This is a genomic window from Pseudomonas sp. TWR3-1-1 (assembly GCF_049896545.1).
Lineage (GTDB): Bacteria > Pseudomonadota > Gammaproteobacteria > Pseudomonadales > Pseudomonadaceae > Aquipseudomonas > Aquipseudomonas weihenstephanensis.
Map to the genome: position 1 here is coordinate 132,441 of NZ_JAFCUO010000009.1, position 15,798 is coordinate 148,238.

Sequence of the window (15,798 nt, forward strand, 5' to 3'; positions counted from 1 at the left end):
TTGCGCCATGAGCCAATTGCAACGAATTCAAGAAACCCGTGAAGCGCTGATCGATGCGCTGGCGGAGCGCAACTGGGACGCTATCGGCGAACTGGATACCGCCTGTCGGGATTGCGTTGAGAATGTGCTGGCCGAAAAGCCGGTCGACGAAGCCACGCTGCGCGAAAATCTTGAGGGCTTGTTGGTGGTGTATCGCATGTTGCTGGAGGCTGCCACCGGGGAACGCCAGCTCGTGGTGGACCAGATGGCACAGATCAACCAAGCAAAAAATGCTTCAAAGGTTTACCATCTGTTTGGTTAAGACCTAAAAATTTTGTGGTTAAGTGCGTTTTGCAGCGCCATAAAATTGACTGCGTACAGTTTTTTGACTTAACTAGTGCTGTTTTCTGATTTCAGTCGTCTTAGATATCCAAACGGGTCAAGGCGTCTAGCTTGCCCCACCATTAGGGCATTGAGTTGACTAGGGAAGTTGCTATTGCATGTGGCGTGAAACCAAGATTCTGCTGATCGATGACGATAGCGTCCGCCGCCGCGATTTAGCGGTGATTTTAAATTTTCTGGGCGAAGAAAATTTAGCCAGCGCGAGCAACGATTGGCAGCAGGCGGTCGGTTCCTTGGCCTCCAGCCGCGAAGTCCTCTGCGTGCTTGTCGGTGACGTGAGCAGTGCTGGCGGTACCTCGAGCTTGCTTAAGACCCTGGCCACGTGGGATGAGTTCCTTCCCGTTCTGCTTTTGGGCGATATTTCTTCGGCAGACCTGCCGGAAGACCAGCGCCGTCGTGTGTTATCCAGCCTCGAAATGCCCCCCAGCTACAGCAAATTGCTCGATTCGCTGCACCGTGCCCAGGTCTATCGCGAGATGTACGACCAGGCCCGCGAGCGCGGTCGTCATCGTGAACCCAATCTGTTCCGCAGCCTGGTCGGCACCAGCCGCGCGATTCAGCATGTGCGCCAAATGATGCAGCAAGTGGCTGACACTGACGCCAGTGTGTTGATCCTGGGCGAGTCCGGTACGGGCAAAGAAGTGGTCGCGCGCAACCTGCATTACCATTCCAAGCGCCGCGATGCGCCCTTTGTGCCTGTTAACTGTGGGGCTATTCCGGCAGAACTGCTCGAAAGCGAACTGTTCGGTCACGAAAAGGGCGCCTTCACCGGGGCTATCACCAGCCGTGCCGGGCGTTTTGAGCTGGCCAATGGCGGTACGCTGTTCCTCGACGAAATCGGCGACATGCCGCTACCGATGCAGGTCAAGCTGCTGCGGGTATTGCAGGAACGCACCTTTGAACGTGTGGGCAGCAACAAAACCCAATGCGCTGACGTGCGCATCATTGCCGCCACCCACAAAAACCTCGAAAGCATGATTGAAGTCGGCGCCTTCCGCGAAGACTTGTACTACCGCCTCAATGTGTTCCCGATTGAAATGGCCCCGTTGCGCGAGCGTGTCGAAGACATTCCGCTGCTGATGAACGAGCTGATTTCGCGCATGGAGCACGAAAAGCGCGGCTCTATCCGCTTCAACTCTGCCGCCATCATGTCGTTGTGCCGTCACGGCTGGCCGGGCAACGTGCGTGAGCTGGCCAACCTGGTGGAGCGCATGGCGATCATGCACCCGTACGGGGTGATCGGCGTGGCTGAGCTGCCGAAGAAGTTTCGTTACGTCGATGACGAAGACGAGCAGTTGGTCGACAGCTTGCGCAGTGACATGGAAGAGCGCGTGGCCATTAATAACGCGACGCCGGATTTCTCCGCCACCGCCATGCTGCCGCCTGAAGGTCTGGACCTCAAAGACTACCTCGGTGGTCTGGAGCAGGGCCTGATTCAGCAGGCGCTGGACGACGCCAATGGCATTGTGGCGCGTGCCGCAGAGCGCCTGCGTATCCGCCGCACCACGCTGGTAGAAAAGATGCGCAAGTACGGCATGAGCCGTCGCGAAGGCGAAGAACAGGCGGAGGATTGACGCCTGTTTTTTAACCTGCTGATTTTAAAGTGATTTTTTTTAGGCACGGGTATTGCTAAGTCTCTGCTAACGAACCGTTTAATGACGGTCAGCCACGCGAGAACGTACCATGCCCCAGTCCGCCCAGCAGTCCTCCCTCCCTGATCTCGCAGGGCAGGCCATGTCCCTTGTTGCTGCGCCGATCAATTCGGTGGAGCAAGCCAGTCGGGAAGGGCTTGAGCAAGCGTTCTCGCTGTTCAACCAGATGTCGACTCAGTTGACCGATTCCTACAGCCTGCTTGAAGCACGGGTTACCGAGCTTAAAGGCGAGTTGGCGGTGGTCAGCGCGCAGCGGATGGCCGAGCTGGCGGAAAAAGAGCGCCTGGCCAACCGGCTGCAAAACCTCCTTGATCTGTTACCCGGCGGGGTCATCGTGATAGATGATCGCGGCCGTGTGCGCGAGGCCAACCCTGCGGCCAGTGAATTGCTCGGCCTGCCGCTGGTGGGTGAGCTGTGGCGTCACGTCATCTCCCGCTGCTTTGCCCCGCGTGAAGACGATGGGCACGAGATTTCGTTGATTGATGGTCGGCGCTTGTCGATTTCCACTCGCTCGCTGGATGCTGAACCTGGGCAGTTGGTGTTGCTTAACGACCTGACAGAAACCCGGCGCCTGCAAGACCAGTTGGCACGGCACGAGCGTTTGTCTTCGCTGGGGCGCATGATGGCCTCGTTGGCGCACCAGATCCGCACGCCATTGTCGGCCGCGTTGATTTACGCCAGTCATTTGACTGAGCAGGTGCTGCCGGTCGAAACACAGCAGCGTTTTGCCGGTCGCCTCAAAGAGCGCCTGCACGAGCTGGAGCACCAGGTGCGCGACATGCTGGTATTTGCGCGCGGCGAGTTGCCGTTGACCGATCGGGTCACGCCCAAGGCGCTGATGCAGTCGCTGCAAGCTGCTGCGCAGACCCATGTCGAAGGTATTGCGATGCGCTGGCAGTGCGATATCCACGCCGGTGAGGTGCTGTGCAATCGCGACACGCTGGTGGGCGCGCTGCTGAATCTGATTGAAAACGCGTTACAGGCCGGTACGCCTCAGGTGCGCCTCAAGGTGCATGTGTACGCGCGCGATAACACCTTGCGCCTGTGCGTAAGTGACAGCGCCAGTGGCATCGAGCCACGGGTGCTGGAACGTTTGGGTGAGCCGTTTTTCACCACCAAAGCCACAGGCACCGGGTTGGGGCTGGCCGTGGTCAAGGCGGTGGTGCGTGCGCATCAGGGCGAGCTGCAATTCCATTCACGGCTGGGGCGCGGCACCTGCGCGTTGCTCAGCCTGCCGCTGATTCCTGGCGCGGCGGAGGTGAACTGATGGTGATGCGAATCAAGGTGCTGCTGGTTGAAGATGACCGCTCCCTGCGTGAAGCCCTGGCCGACACGTTGTTGTTGGCGGGGCATGGTTTTCATGCGGTCGGCTCGGCTGAAGAAGCGCTGGAGGCGGTGGCGGCCGAACCCTTTAGTCTGGTGGTCAGCGACGTGAACATGCCGGGCATGGACGGGCACCAGTTGCTGGGTCTGCTGCGTGCGCGGCAACCGCAACTGCCCGTGCTGCTCATGACCGCGCACGGGGCGGTGGAACGGGCGGTGGATGCCATGCGCCAAGGCGCAGCGGATTATCTGGTCAAGCCGTTTGAACCCAAGGCTTTGCTTGATTTGGTGGCGCGCCATGCGCTGGGTTGTCTTGGCGTCGCAGAAGCCGAAGGGCCGGTGGCCATCGAGCCTGCCAGCGCGCAGTTGCTGGAACTGGCGGCGCGAGTAGCGCGCAGTGATTCCACGGTGTTGATCTCGGGCGAGTCCGGCACGGGTAAAGAAGTGCTGGCGCGCTATATCCATCAACATTCGCATCGGACCCGTCAGCCCTTTGTCGCCATCAACTGCGCGGCGATCCCGGACAACATGCTGGAAGCCACGTTGTTCGGTCATGAGAAAGGCTCATTCACCGGCGCGATTGCGGCGCAAGCGGGCAAGTTTGAGCAGGCCGATGGTGGCACGCTGCTGCTCGACGAGATTTCCGAAATGCCGTTGGGCTTGCAGGCCAAGTTGTTGCGGGTGCTGCAAGAGCGTGAAGTGGAGCGCGTGGGTGGCCGTAAGCCGATTGCCCTGGATATCCGCGTGGTGGCCACCACTAACCGCGATTTGGCGGGCGAAGTGGCGGCGGGGCGCTTTCGCGAAGACTTGTACTATCGCCTTTCGGTGTTTCCGTTGGCCTGGCGTCCGTTGCGCGAGCGCACCGCCGACATTCTGCCGCTGGCCGAGCGTTTGCTGGCCAAGCACATCAACAAGATGAAACACACGGCGGTGCGTTTTTCGCCTGCCGCACAAGCGTGCCTGACCGCTTATGCCTGGCCGGGGAATGTGCGCGAGCTGGACAACGCGATTCAGCGCGCCCTGATCTTGCAGCACGGTGGCCTGATCGAGGCGGCGGATTTTTGTCTGGCGGGCCCGGTGGCGTGCGCGCCGCTGCCTGCTATCGGCAGCGCCAGTTTGTCGGCGCCGGTCGAGAGTGTGGCGGGATCAGCGGGTGAGTCCGCAGGCGCGCTGGGTGATGACCTGCGTCGCCGTGAGTTTCAGATGATCATTGACACCTTGCGCACAGAGCGCGGACGGCGCAAAGAAGCGGCCGAGCGCCTGGGCATCAGCCCGCGCACGTTGCGCTACAAACTGGCGCAAATGCGCGATGCGGGCATGGACGTTGAAGCGTACCTGTTCGCCTCAAGCTGACCCTATGCCCGCAGGCACTGGCGCAGGTTGCGCCAGTGCCTACAGGGAGGGTGATTTTATAAACATCCCGTTTATCTGGCTGCGACCTTTTGTTACGCAATTTGTTCCAGATCAACAAACAACTGGCACCCTTGTTGCTAACACCTGAGTAGATGCTGTGTGAGTGTCAAAAAATTGCGGGCCGTCGGAGAGAGTAGTCCATGAGCCAAGGTATTGAATTTAATCGAATGATGTTGGACATGCGGGCCATGCAAATGGACGCTATGGCCCAGAAATCAGCGGTGCAAGCGCCCGCTGAAGTGGGCGCCAGCAGCTTCTCCGACATGCTGGGCAACGCGATCAATAAGGTCAGCGATACCCAACAGGCGTCGAGCCAGTTGTCGAACGCCTTTGAAATCGGCAAAAGCGGTGTTGACCTGACTGACGTGATGATCGCATCGCAGAAAGCCAGTGTTTCTTTTCAGGCATTGACCCAAGTACGCAACAAGCTGGTTCAGGCGTACCAAGACATCATGCAGATGCCGGTTTAAGGACGATATTAGGTCATGGCAGAAGCAGTTGCTGATAACGTCCCGGCCAAGGCAGGCTCAACAGATGGCAAGCCGCCACTGTTCGGGCTGTCCTTTCTGGAAAACCTTTCCGAGATGACCATGTTGCGTCAGGTCGGCCTTATGGTCGGTCTGGCAGCGAGCGTGGCGATTGGTTTTGCCGTCGTGTTGTGGTCGCAACAGCCCGATTACCGGCCGCTGTATGGCAGCCTGGCCGGTATGGATGCCAAGCAGGTCATGGAAACGCTGGCCGGCGCCGACATTCCTTACACCGTTGAGCCCAACTCCGGGGCGTTGCTGGTCAAGGCTGATGACGTGGCCCGTGCGCGCCTCAAACTGGCCGCCGCCGGTGTGTCGCCGACCGACAGCAACATCGGTTTCGAGATTCTGGACAAAGACCAAGGGCTGGGGACCAGCCAGTTCATGGAGGCCACGCGCTATCGTCGTGGCCTTGAAGGCGAATTGGCCCGCACCATTTCCAGCCTCAATAACGTCAAGGGCGCACGCGTTCACCTGGCCATTCCTAAAAGCTCGGTGTTTGTGCGCGATGAGCGCAAACCCAGCGCCTCGGTGTTGGTGGAGTTGTATTCGGGCCGCTCACTGGAGCCGGGCCAAGTACTGGCCATTATCAATCTGGTGGCCACCAGTGTTCCCGAACTGACCAAGTCGCAAATCACCGTGGTCGACCAAAAAGGTAACTTGCTGTCGGATCAGGCGCAGGACTCTGAGCTGACGATGGCCGGTAAACAGTTCGATTACAGCCGCCGCATGGAAAGCATGCTCACCCAGCGCGTGCACAACATTCTGCAACCGGTGTTGGGCAACGACCGCTATAAAGCCGAAGTGTCGGCCGATGTGGATTTCAGTGCGGTAGAGTCCACCTCCGAACAGTTCAACCCGGACCAGCCGGCCTTGCGCAGCGAGCAGTCCACCAGCGAGCAGCGCACCGCCAGCAATGGCCCGCAAGGTGTGCCGGGCGCGCTGAGCAATCAGCCGCCTGCGCCTGCGTCGGCCCCGCAGCAAACCGGGCAGGCGACAGCCGCCGCCGGAATGGTGCAGCCGGGTCAGCCGCTGCTCGATGCCAACGGTCAGCAAATCATGGACCCGGCCACGGGCCAGCCGATGCTTGCGCCGTACCCGGCTGACAAGCGTTCGCAATCGACCAAAAACTTCGAGCTTGACCGCTCCATCAGCCACACCAAGCAGCAGCAAGGTAAAGTCAATCGCCTGTCGGTTGCCGTGGTGGTCGATGATCAGGTCAAGGTCAACCCGGCCAACGGGGACATCACCCGTGAGCCGTGGAGCACCGATCAACTGGCGCGCTTTACCCGTCTGGTGCAAGACGCCGTGGGCTTTGATGCCAGCCGTGGCGACAGCGTGAGCGTGATCAACGTGCCGTTCTCGGCCGAGCGTGGCGAAGTCATCGCCGAGATCCCGTTCTACTCACAGCCCTGGTTCTGGGACATCGTCAAGCAAGTGCTGGGTGTGCTGTTCATCCTGGTGCTGGTGTTTGGCGTGTTGCGTCCGGTGTTGAACAACATCACCGGCCACGGGCGCAGTAAAGAATTGGCCTTGGGCAGTGATTCCGAGCTGGGTGGCATTGGCGGGCTGGACGGCGAGCTGTCCAACGACCGTGTCAGCCTGGGCGGGCCGCAAAGCATTCTGTTGCCGAGCCCAAGCGAAGGCTATGACGCTCAGTTGAACGCAATCAAGAGTCTGGTAGCAGAAGACCCGGGCCGCGTGGCTCAGGTCGTGAAAGAGTGGATCAACGCTGATGAGTGACAACCGAGCCGCCACCAATCCCAAGCTGACCCGGGTCGACAAAGCCGCGATCCTGCTGCTGTCGCTTGGCGAAACTGACGCGGCCCAAGTGCTGCGGCACATGGGGCCCAAAGAAGTGCAGCGCGTGGGTGTGGCGATGGCGCAAATGCGCAACGTGCACCGCGAGCAGGTTGAACAGGTGATGAGCGAGTTCGTCGAAATTGTCGGCGACCAGACTAGCCTGGGCGTCGGTTCAGACGGCTACATTCGTAAAATGCTCACCCAGGCACTGGGTGAAGACAAGGCCAACGGCCTGATCGACCGCATCCTGTTGGGTGGCAACACCAGCGGGCTGGACAGCCTGAAATGGATGGAGCCGCGTGCGGTGGCGGATGTCATCCGCTTCGAACACCCGCAAATCCAGGCCATCGTGGTGGCGTACCTCGACCCCGATCAGGCGGGCGAAGTGCTCGGGCACTTTGACCACAAGGCGCGGCTGGACATCATCCTGCGCGTCTCGTCGCTGAACACCGTGCAGCCGGCAGCGCTCAAAGAGCTGAACCAGATCCTTGAGAAACAGTTCTCCGGCAACTCCAACGCGGCCCGTACCACCTTGGGCGGCATCAAGCGTGCTGCCGATATCATGAACTTCCTCGACAGCTCGACCGAAGGGCAGTTGATGGACTCGATCCGCGAAATCGACGAAGACCTGTCCGGTCAGATCGAAGACCTCATGTTCGTGTTCAACAACCTGGCCGACGTCGACGACCGTGGCATTCAGGCGCTGTTGCGCGAAGTGTCTTCGGACGTGCTGGTGTTGGCGCTCAAAGGCTCGGACGACAACGTTCAAGACAAGATTTTCAAAAACATGTCCAAACGTGCCTCCGAACTGCTGCGCGACGACCTGGAGGCCAAAGGCCCGGTACGCGTCAGCGACGTCGAAACAGCGCAGAAAGAAATCCTCACCATCGCTCGCCGTATGGCCGAAGCCGGAGAAATTGTTCTCGGCGGGAAGGGCGGCGAAGAGATGATCTAAGTGAGCAATGCCAAGGGCGAGTCGCCCAGTGATGTGATCCGCGCCCGTGATGTCGGCGGTTTTGACGTGTGGTCCTTGCCCAGCTTTGACCCGTTTCGTGAAGAACCGGAGCCGGAGCCTGAGCCGGTCGAAGAGCTGCCGCCCGAAAGCGAAGAAGTCCCGCTGGAAGAAGTCCAGCCGCTGACCCTTGAAGAACTCGAAAGTATCCGTCAGGAGGCTTACAACGAAGGCTTCGCCACGGGTGAGAAAGAAGGTTTCCACAGTACCCAGCTCAAGGTGCGCCAAGAGGCCGACGCGGCCTTGAATGCCAAGCTCGGCAGCCTTGAACGCTTGATGGGCAGCTTGTTTGCGCCGTTGGCCGAGCAGGATGTGCAGCTTGAAAAGGCGATGGTGGGGTTGGTTGAGCACATGACGCGGCTGGTGATCCAGCGCGAGCTGAAAACCGATTCCAGCCAGATCGAGCAAGTGCTGCGCGAGAGCTTGAAGCTGTTGCCGATGGGCGCCGAAAACATTCGATTGTTCATCAATCCGCAAGACTTCGAACAGATAAAGGCGCTGCGCGAACGCCACGATGCCAGTTGGCGGATTCTCGAAGACGACACGTTGCAACCCGGTGGCTGCCGCGTCGAAACCGAACACAGCCGGATCGATGCGAGCATCGAGACCCGTATCAAACAGGCCATGAGCCAGTTGTTCGACCAACTTCACGAACAGGCGCTGCACCCGTCTGCGCCGGACATCGACGTCGACCTGGACCAGCCGGATGCACCTTAAACGCACCAGTTTCGCCAAGCGCCTGAGCGGCTACGCGCCTGCTATCACCTTGCCCGGTCAGCCGATTGTCGAAGGCCGCTTGCTGCGCATGGTCGGCCTCACACTGGAGGCCGAAGGTTTGCGCGCGGCGATGGGCAGCCGCTGCCTGGTGATCAACGACGACAGCTTTCACCCGGTCGAAGTTGAAGCGGAGGTGATGGGCTTTTCTGGCAGCAAAATCTTCCTCATGCCGGTGGGCAGCGTCGCAGGCATTGCGCCGGGTGCCCGCGTGGTGCCGCTGGCCGATACCGGGCGTTTGCCGATGGGCATGAGCATGCTCGGTCGCGTGCTCGACGGCGCGGGCCGTGCGCTGGACGGCAAAGGCGGGATGAAAGCCGAAGACTGGGTGCCGATGGACGGCCCCACCATCAACCCGCTCAAGCGTAACCCCATCAGCGTGCCGCTCGACGTAGGCATCCGCAGCATCAACGGTTTATTGACGGTCGGGCGCGGTCAGCGTTTGGGCCTGTTTGCCGGTACTGGCGTGGGTAAGAGTGTGCTGCTGGGCATGATGACCCGCTTCACCGAAGCCGACATCGTGGTGGTTGGGCTGATTGGTGAACGGGGCCGTGAGGTCAAGGAGTTCATCGAGCACATCCTTGGCGAAGAAGGCCTCAAGCGCTCGGTGGTGGTGGCGTCTCCGGCCGATGATGCGCCGCTGATGCGCATGCGTGCCGCCATGTACTGCACACGCATTGCCGAATACTTTCGCGACAAGGGCAAGAACGTCCTGTTGCTGATGGACTCCCTGACCCGCTTTGCCCAGGCGCAACGGGAAATTGCCTTGGCCATTGGTGAACCGCCCGCGACCAAGGGCTATCCGCCATCCGTGTTCGCCAAACTGCCAAAACTGGTGGAGCGTGCCGGTAACGCAGAGGCGGGCGGTGGTTCGATCACGGCGTTCTATACCGTGCTGAGCGAAGGTGACGACCAGCAAGACCCGATTGCCGACTCGGCACGGGGCGTGCTCGACGGCCACATTGTGCTGTCGCGGCGTTTGGCCGAAGAAGGCCATTACCCGGCCATCGACATCGAAGCCTCCATCAGCCGGGTCATGCCATCGGTGGTCACTGAAGAACACATGCGCCGTGCACAGCAATTCAAACAGTTGTGGTCACGCTTCCAGCAAGCGCGGGACTTGATCAGCGTGGGCGCCTACGTGCCAGGCGGGGATCGCGAAACCGACACGGCGATTGCCCTGCAACCGGCGATGGTGGCGTACTTGCGCCAAGGCTTGAACGACAACATCAGCCTGGCTGAAAGCGGCGGTCATCTGGGTTCCATCTTTGCTCCGGCGCCGGGCGGTTAATCATTTATGGCCAGTGGCAGAGCGGCGCGTCTGGCGCCCGTGGTCGAGATGGCCGAGAGTGCCGAAAAAGCGGCGGCGCAACGGCTAGGCCACTTTCAAGGGCAAGTCAATCTGGCCAATAGCAAGCTGGGTGACCTGGAAAACTTCCGCGCCGAATACCAGTCGCAATGGATTGGTCGCGGCAGTCAGGGCGTGTCTGGCCAATGGTTGCGCAGCTACCAGTACTTCCTCAACCAGCTTGAAACAGCCGTCTCCCAACAGCGGCAAAGCCTGGTGTGGCATGAAAACAACCTTAACAAGGCCCGCGAAACCTGGCAGCAGACCTATGCCCGGGTCGAAGGGTTACGCAAATTGGTGCAGCGCTACGCCGACGAAGCCCGGCAACTGGAAGACAAGCGCGAACAAAAGCTGATGGACGAACTGTCCCAGCGATTACCGCGCAGGGACAGTTACTGACAGGGCAGGGTTCGCTGTTTGCGTGACAGCGGTATGACGTGATTGGAAAAAAGCAGCCCCAACACAATTAAAACCCCGCCATACAATGTAGACATTCCAGGCACTTCACCCATAACGATGAAGGCAAACACTCCGGCAAATAGAGGTTCACTCAGTTCAATGGTTTGCACTTGACTGGGTTTGAGCAACTCAATGGCTTTGGTGGTGCAGAAAAAGCCGAGCAGTGTGGGAAATATCGCCAAGAGTAATAGAATAATCGCGCTGTTCACCGATAACGTGATCGACAGTGCCTGCTCATGGATGGCGGGTATCGCTAAATACAGTGCGCCAAACACTAAAAGTTGTCGGGTAAACAAGAGTCCGCCTTTAGCCTTCATTTTCTTCATGCACACTGAAAAAGCGCCATACCCCAGTCCTGCTAATCCGGCGTACCACACCCCAAGAATATTCAACTCTGTTGCCAGGTTCTTTTGGAAAATAACGGCCATTCCAATGATCGCCAGAACAGCGCCCAGCAGGATGTTTCGATCAATGCGATCGCCCAAAAAAACCTGCCAAGCACAATGGCTGACAGTGCCGCAGACGCCATCAATACCACCACGGCGGTCGCCGCATCCGTGTGCTGATAGGCGCGGGTTTCAAAGAAGAACAACATGAAAATGCCCAGCATTGAACACACTGCTGCTTGCCACCATTGCGCGCGACAGCCCCTCCAGCGCGGCGCGTGTTTAAGTAACAGTAAAACGAACGACACCACGATGACCGCGACGGCTGTTTTATAAAAGGCAATTGCGCTGGTGGTTAAACCGGCGCTTATTAATAACTTGCTCAAGGCGCCGATTGTTGCATTGAGTGCCGCCGCGCATACAGCAAAACAAATGCCTGAAAGATGACGTGGCATGCTGAGGTCTCATAGTGGTTTGGGGGACAACCCTAAAGAGGAATCGGTGACGCTCTTTATTAATGGGTCGATTGAATAAATAAGTGTCAGGGTTGCCTGAGAAAAGTTTTTTATCATTGGTGTTGTGGGTTTGCAAACAGCCAATAAGTCTTGTTTAAGAAAAGGATGACAGCGCGCATGTAAGAGCAGCGGCTAATGGTTTGAATAATCAACTATATTTTTAGACTTGTGCGCTGTGGGCACTGCCGCAGGCTGCGATTTTTTTGATCCGCTCAGGGTGAGCGCGCAGCGTTGGCAGGTGCGAAATCAAAATCCGGGTCTATAGTCTGAGCACCCGAACTCAGAGAAGGATGCGTACTTATGGCCGTGACATCTGAACTGTCGTCGCAAGGCACTACGCTGACCATCAGTATTAAAGGCCGATTTGATTTCGCCAAACATCAGGACTTCAGGCGAGCGTACGAAAAGTTACAGCCCGAATCCGACCCCAAGTCCAAGCCCAAGCCCGAGTCCAAGCAGTGCGTGGTTGATCTGAAAGAGACGACCTACATAGACAGCTCCGCACTGGGCATGCTGCTGCTGTTACGAGACTATGTCGGTGGCGATGACTCCGATGTGAGGCTCGTTAATTGCAACAGTGATGTGCGAAAAATTCTCGCCATCTCCAACTTCGACAAGTTGTTCGACATCAGTTGAACACTCCATTGCCGCACGCTCAGACGCTGACGGTGTTGATCGCCGAAGACAGTGCGGTCGACCGTTTGCTGCTGTCGCGCATCGTGAGCAAACAAGGCCATCAGGTGCTGTTGGCCGGTAATGGCGCCGAAGCGGTGTCGCTGTTTATTGAGCAGCGTCCGCAATTGGTGTTGATGGACGCCTTGATGCCGGTGATGGATGGTTTTGAAGCGACGCGCCAGATCAAAGCCCTGGCCGGTGAGGTGCTGGTACCGATTATTTTTCTGACCTCGCTTGAACACGCCGACGCCTTGAAACGGGCGCTGGAGGCAGGGGGCGATGATGTGTTGATCAAGCCCTATAACCCCTTGGTGTTGGCGGCCAAAATCACCGTTATGGACCGCTTGCGGCGTTTGCAAGACACGGTACTGCAACAGCGCAACCTGATTGCTCAACACAACAGTTATTTGCTTAACGAACAGCGGGTGGCCAAGGCGGTGTTTGATCGGGTGGCGCACTCGGGCTGTTTGAGTGCGGCCAATATCCAGTATTTGCAATCGCCGTATGCGTTGTTCAACGGCGACTTGTTACTTGCCGCGTATACGCCGACTGGCGATACCCATGTGTTACTCGGCGACTTTACCGGCCATGGGTTGCCCGCCGCGATTGGCGCCATGCCTTTGGCAGAAGTGTTTTACAGCATGACGGCCAAAGGCTATGGCCTGCCCGAAATGCTGCGTGAGATGAATGCCAAGCTCAAGCGCATCCTGCCGGTGGACATGTTTTGCTGCGCTGTCCTGGTGTGCGTCAGTGCTCAGCGGCGCATCGTCGAAGTGTGGAATGGCGGCATGCCCGATGGTTATCTTCATGCCCGCAAGAGCGGGGTGCGCACGCCCCTGGCGTCGCGGCACTTGCCGCTGGGTGTGTTAAAGGCCGAGGCTTTTGACGACACCACCGAGGTGTTGCCGATGGTATCGGGCGATCACCTGTTTTTGCTGTCTGACGGGGTGATAGATACCAGCGATCAGCAGGAGCGGTTGTTCGGGGTTGAAGGGTTGCAGCGGGTGTTTGACAGCAACACTGAGCCTGCGCGGCTGATTGATGAGGTGGTGCAGGCGCTGCGAGATTTTCAAGGCCGCAAGCGCGATGACGTGAGCATGGTGCACATCACCTCGCAGCTGCCGCAAGCGTTGGGAATGCCTGCCATCCAGTACTCCGACAGCGGGCGTTGCAGCCCGCTGGACTGGTCGGCGAGTTTTGAATTTCGTGCCCCCTCGTTGCAGCAGTTCAACCCGCTACCTTACCTGCTGCAACTGCTCATGGAGGTGCATGGGCTGCGTGCGCAGGGCGCGGTGATCCACGCGGTATTGGCCGAGCTGTATGCCAATGCGCTGGAGCACGGCGTATTGGGGCTGGACTCACGGCTCAAGCGCGATGCGCAAGGGTTTTCCCGCTACTACCAGTGCCGTGACCAACGGTTGGCGGCGCTTACCGAGGGTTTTGTCCGGGTGCATGTGCGAGTTGAGCCTATGCTCAACGGGGGGCGCTTACAGCTACAGGTTGAAGACAGCGGTAAGGGGTTTGACGTAAGCCGGGTGCTGGAGCGGCCACTGGATCGAGGTCGACTGTCGGGCCGCGGCGTGAGTCTTGTGCGCCAACTGTGCCCTTCTGCGCGTTGGGCTGACGATGGTCGGACTGCGTGCGTAGAGTTTTCATGGGAGGCTCTGGCATAATCCGGCCCATTCTTGATCAAGGAGTGAACAAGTGTCCTACATTCATATGGACCAGGCGGTAGTGAATGCGCTGCGTGACGTAATGGAAGGTGGGTTTGCGGACCTGTTGGATACCTTTATTGCAGATTCGGACGAGCGCGTTGTGGCACTCATCGGCGCGCAACAGGCGACTGCCCTGGTGGCGGTCGCGCACAGCTTCAAAGGCAGTAGCAGCAACATGGGTGCCATTCGTTTGGCGCAGTTGTGCGGCATCCTTGAAGATCGTGCAAAAAAAAGTCCGTTGGTGGGGATAGACGAACTGGTCTCGAAAGTCACCGCTGAGTACAAAATGGTGAGGCGCCTGTATGTGCAAGAACTCGAGCGCTGCCCCCGCCAGCGTGTGGTTTCTCATTGACTTTGCCAAAGCTGGCCCGAACCTTGCTCTAGTTCTCTGACCTGTACCTACGCCAGCCGTACAGTGGAGACCTTTACATGCCTCTTGCCGCCAACTCGCTTCTTCAGACTCCTGCCGCTGCTGCGTCCAAAGCGGCGGCCGCCAATGCTTCGCAGCCTGCTGCCGAGCCCGCTAAAGCCGGGGCTCAGAACTTCTCGAAGGTGTACGCCAAAGCGTCGCAAGACCCGGCGAGTGCGGCTGACAAAGTGGCCAAGCCTGCGCGGGACAAGGCGGCGGATGCAGCGCCAAAGCCCGATGTGCGCAACGACAAGGTGGGTGGCCAGGCGCCAGCTGTTGCCGATAGCGGCAAGCCCTTGCCCGGCGGCAAGAGCAAAGACGCTGCGGGTGACGATCAGGACGACACGGCGGCCAAGCCGACTGACGATACGGCGTCTGGCGATCCGCTGGCGGTAGCGCCGCCCGTGGTGCCGACGGTGCCGGTGGTTGAGCCGCAACCCGAAGCTGTACCGGTTCAGCCCGAGGTACAAACCCCACAGCTGGCCGCGGCGGCTGCGAATGCGGCCCAAGCCGTTCAGCCGCAGCCGGTGGCTGACGAACAGTTCGATCCGCAGGCGGACCCGCTTGACGACCTGCCAGCGGTGCGCCTGGCGATGGAGCAGGGTGGGCATGTGTCCGCCAGCAGTCAGACCCCCGTCAAAAACACCCCCACTGAAACCACTGGCCCTGTGGCTCAAACCCAGGGCCAGGCCAGCGGCATTGCCATGCTGATTGAGCCCAAGGCTGATGGGGACGCCAGCGGTGAGGGAGGCGAAAAAGCCTTCAAGGGGCTGGTGGATGATGGCCTCAAAGACCTCAAAAGTGCGTCGAGCGACACCCGGGTCGATGACTTCGCCAATCGTCTGGCGGCGCTCACCCAGGCGGCTGTGCCCAAAACGGCGAATGCACTGCCGGTCAACCAGCCTTTGGCCATGCACCAGAGCGGCTGGTCTGAAGAAGTGGTCAATCGGGTGATGTACCTCTCCAGCGCCAACCTCAAGTCGGCAGACATCCAGTTGGAGCCGGCCGAGTTAGGGCGTTTGGATATTCGGGTCAACTTGGCGGCTGACCAGCCTGCGCAGGTCAACTTCATGAGTGGGCATGCGGGCGTGCGTGAAGCCCTGGAAGGCCAAATGTTCCGTTTGCGTGAGATGTTTGCGCAGCAGGGGATGGGGCAGGTCGACGTCAACGTGTCAGATCAGTCGCGTAACTGGCAAGGCCAAGGTCAAGAGCAGCAGAACCAGAGCCGTACCAACGGTGCGGGCAATGGCGGGCGACTTGACGGTGGGGCGGATGACGAAGGGGCGGTGGCCGGCGTTGAAGCGGCTGCGCCCAGCGTGATTCTGGGTTCCAGCGCCGTCGACTATTACGCCTGACCCCTGTCAGGTAGTCGCTGACGAGTGGTGCGAGGCTGCGAGCGGGTGCGT

The 15,798-nt window shown here is 59.2% G+C and carries 14 protein-coding genes and 1 pseudogene; 14 read left to right on the forward strand and 1 reads right to left on the reverse strand.

From position 1 onward, the window contains the following. Positions 1 to 7: 7 nt before the first annotated feature. From ACP7A4_RS18630 to fliJ, 10 genes are all read left to right on the forward strand, one after another. Positions 8 to 301: a hypothetical protein gene (locus tag ACP7A4_RS18630; protein ID WP_059763037.1), complete on the forward strand. Its 294-nt coding sequence runs from the start codon at positions 8 to 10 to the stop codon at positions 299 to 301. 178 nt (positions 302 to 479) lie between these two features. Beyond that, positions 480 to 1,955 (forward strand): sigma-54 dependent transcriptional regulator, encoded by a 1,476-nt coding sequence (locus ACP7A4_RS18635; protein WP_059763036.1) that lies wholly within the window; start codon positions 480 to 482, stop codon positions 1,953 to 1,955. A 160-nt stretch (positions 1,956 to 2,115) separates the two neighbouring features. Next, the gene (locus ACP7A4_RS18640) at positions 2,116 to 3,300 is read left to right on the forward strand and encodes a sensor histidine kinase (RefSeq protein WP_426247929.1); all 1,185 of its coding nucleotides are present in this window, start codon (positions 2,116 to 2,118) and stop codon (positions 3,298 to 3,300) included. A gap of 5 nt (positions 3,301 to 3,305) precedes the next feature. Then, positions 3,306 to 4,709, forward strand: coding sequence for a sigma-54-dependent transcriptional regulator (locus ACP7A4_RS18645; protein WP_203302656.1), 1,404 nt, complete (start codon positions 3,306 to 3,308; stop codon positions 4,707 to 4,709). A gap of 200 nt (positions 4,710 to 4,909) precedes the next feature. Further along, positions 4,910 to 5,239: a flagellar hook-basal body complex protein FliE gene (gene fliE / locus ACP7A4_RS18650; protein ID WP_048366236.1), complete on the forward strand. Its 330-nt coding sequence runs from the start codon at positions 4,910 to 4,912 to the stop codon at positions 5,237 to 5,239. Between the two features lie 15 nt (positions 5,240 to 5,254). After that, complete coding sequence (gene fliF / locus ACP7A4_RS18655; RefSeq protein WP_048366237.1) at positions 5,255 to 7,039, forward strand: flagellar basal-body MS-ring/collar protein FliF; 1,785 nt, start codon at positions 5,255 to 5,257, stop codon at positions 7,037 to 7,039. Continuing rightward, positions 7,032 to 8,054, forward strand: coding sequence for a flagellar motor switch protein FliG (gene fliG, locus ACP7A4_RS18660; RefSeq protein ID WP_048366238.1), 1,023 nt, complete (start codon positions 7,032 to 7,034; stop codon positions 8,052 to 8,054). The genes fliF and fliG overlap by 8 nt, the downstream gene beginning before the upstream one ends. Then, positions 8,055 to 8,828, forward strand: a complete 774-nt coding sequence (gene fliH / locus ACP7A4_RS18665) for a flagellar assembly protein FliH (RefSeq protein WP_059763034.1) — start codon at positions 8,055 to 8,057, stop codon at positions 8,826 to 8,828. Next, positions 8,818 to 10,176, forward strand: a complete 1,359-nt coding sequence (gene fliI, locus ACP7A4_RS18670) for a flagellar protein export ATPase FliI (protein ID WP_048366240.1) — start codon at positions 8,818 to 8,820, stop codon at positions 10,174 to 10,176. The genes fliH and fliI overlap by 11 nt, the downstream gene beginning before the upstream one ends. Positions 10,177 to 10,182: 6 nt before the next feature. Beyond that, positions 10,183 to 10,632 carry a flagellar export protein FliJ gene (fliJ, locus tag ACP7A4_RS18675; protein ID WP_048366241.1) on the forward strand — a complete coding sequence of 150 codons (450 nt, stop codon included), beginning with the start codon at positions 10,183 to 10,185 and terminating at the stop codon, positions 10,630 to 10,632. On the opposite strand, the pseudogene ACP7A4_RS18680 reads toward fliJ, so the two are convergent. Next, positions 10,626 to 11,533, reverse strand: a pseudogene (locus tag ACP7A4_RS18680) (DMT family transporter). The gene fliJ and the pseudogene ACP7A4_RS18680 overlap by 7 nt on opposite strands. A 360-nt stretch (positions 11,534 to 11,893) precedes the next feature. Between ACP7A4_RS18680 and ACP7A4_RS18685 the strand changes: the two are divergent. The 4 genes from ACP7A4_RS18685 to ACP7A4_RS18700 all read left to right on the forward strand — a co-directional run bounded on the left by ACP7A4_RS18685 (position 11,894) and on the right by ACP7A4_RS18700 (position 15,747). After that, positions 11,894 to 12,229: an STAS domain-containing protein gene (locus ACP7A4_RS18685; RefSeq protein ID WP_203302439.1), complete on the forward strand. Its 336-nt coding sequence runs from the start codon at positions 11,894 to 11,896 to the stop codon at positions 12,227 to 12,229. Next, positions 12,226 to 13,941, forward strand: a complete 1,716-nt coding sequence (locus ACP7A4_RS18690) for an ATP-binding SpoIIE family protein phosphatase (protein ID WP_426247930.1) — start codon at positions 12,226 to 12,228, stop codon at positions 13,939 to 13,941. The genes ACP7A4_RS18685 and ACP7A4_RS18690 overlap by 4 nt, the downstream gene beginning before the upstream one ends. 31 nt (positions 13,942 to 13,972) lie before the next feature. Further along, a complete protein-coding gene (locus ACP7A4_RS18695; RefSeq protein ID WP_203302440.1) occupies positions 13,973 to 14,335 on the forward strand; it encodes an Hpt domain-containing protein in 363 nt (120 codons plus the stop codon). 77 nt (positions 14,336 to 14,412) lie between these two features. Beyond that, positions 14,413 to 15,747, forward strand: a complete 1,335-nt coding sequence (locus ACP7A4_RS18700; RefSeq protein ID WP_426247931.1) for a flagellar hook-length control protein FliK — start codon at positions 14,413 to 14,415, stop codon at positions 15,745 to 15,747. The last annotated feature ends 51 nt before the right edge of the window (positions 15,748 to 15,798 follow it).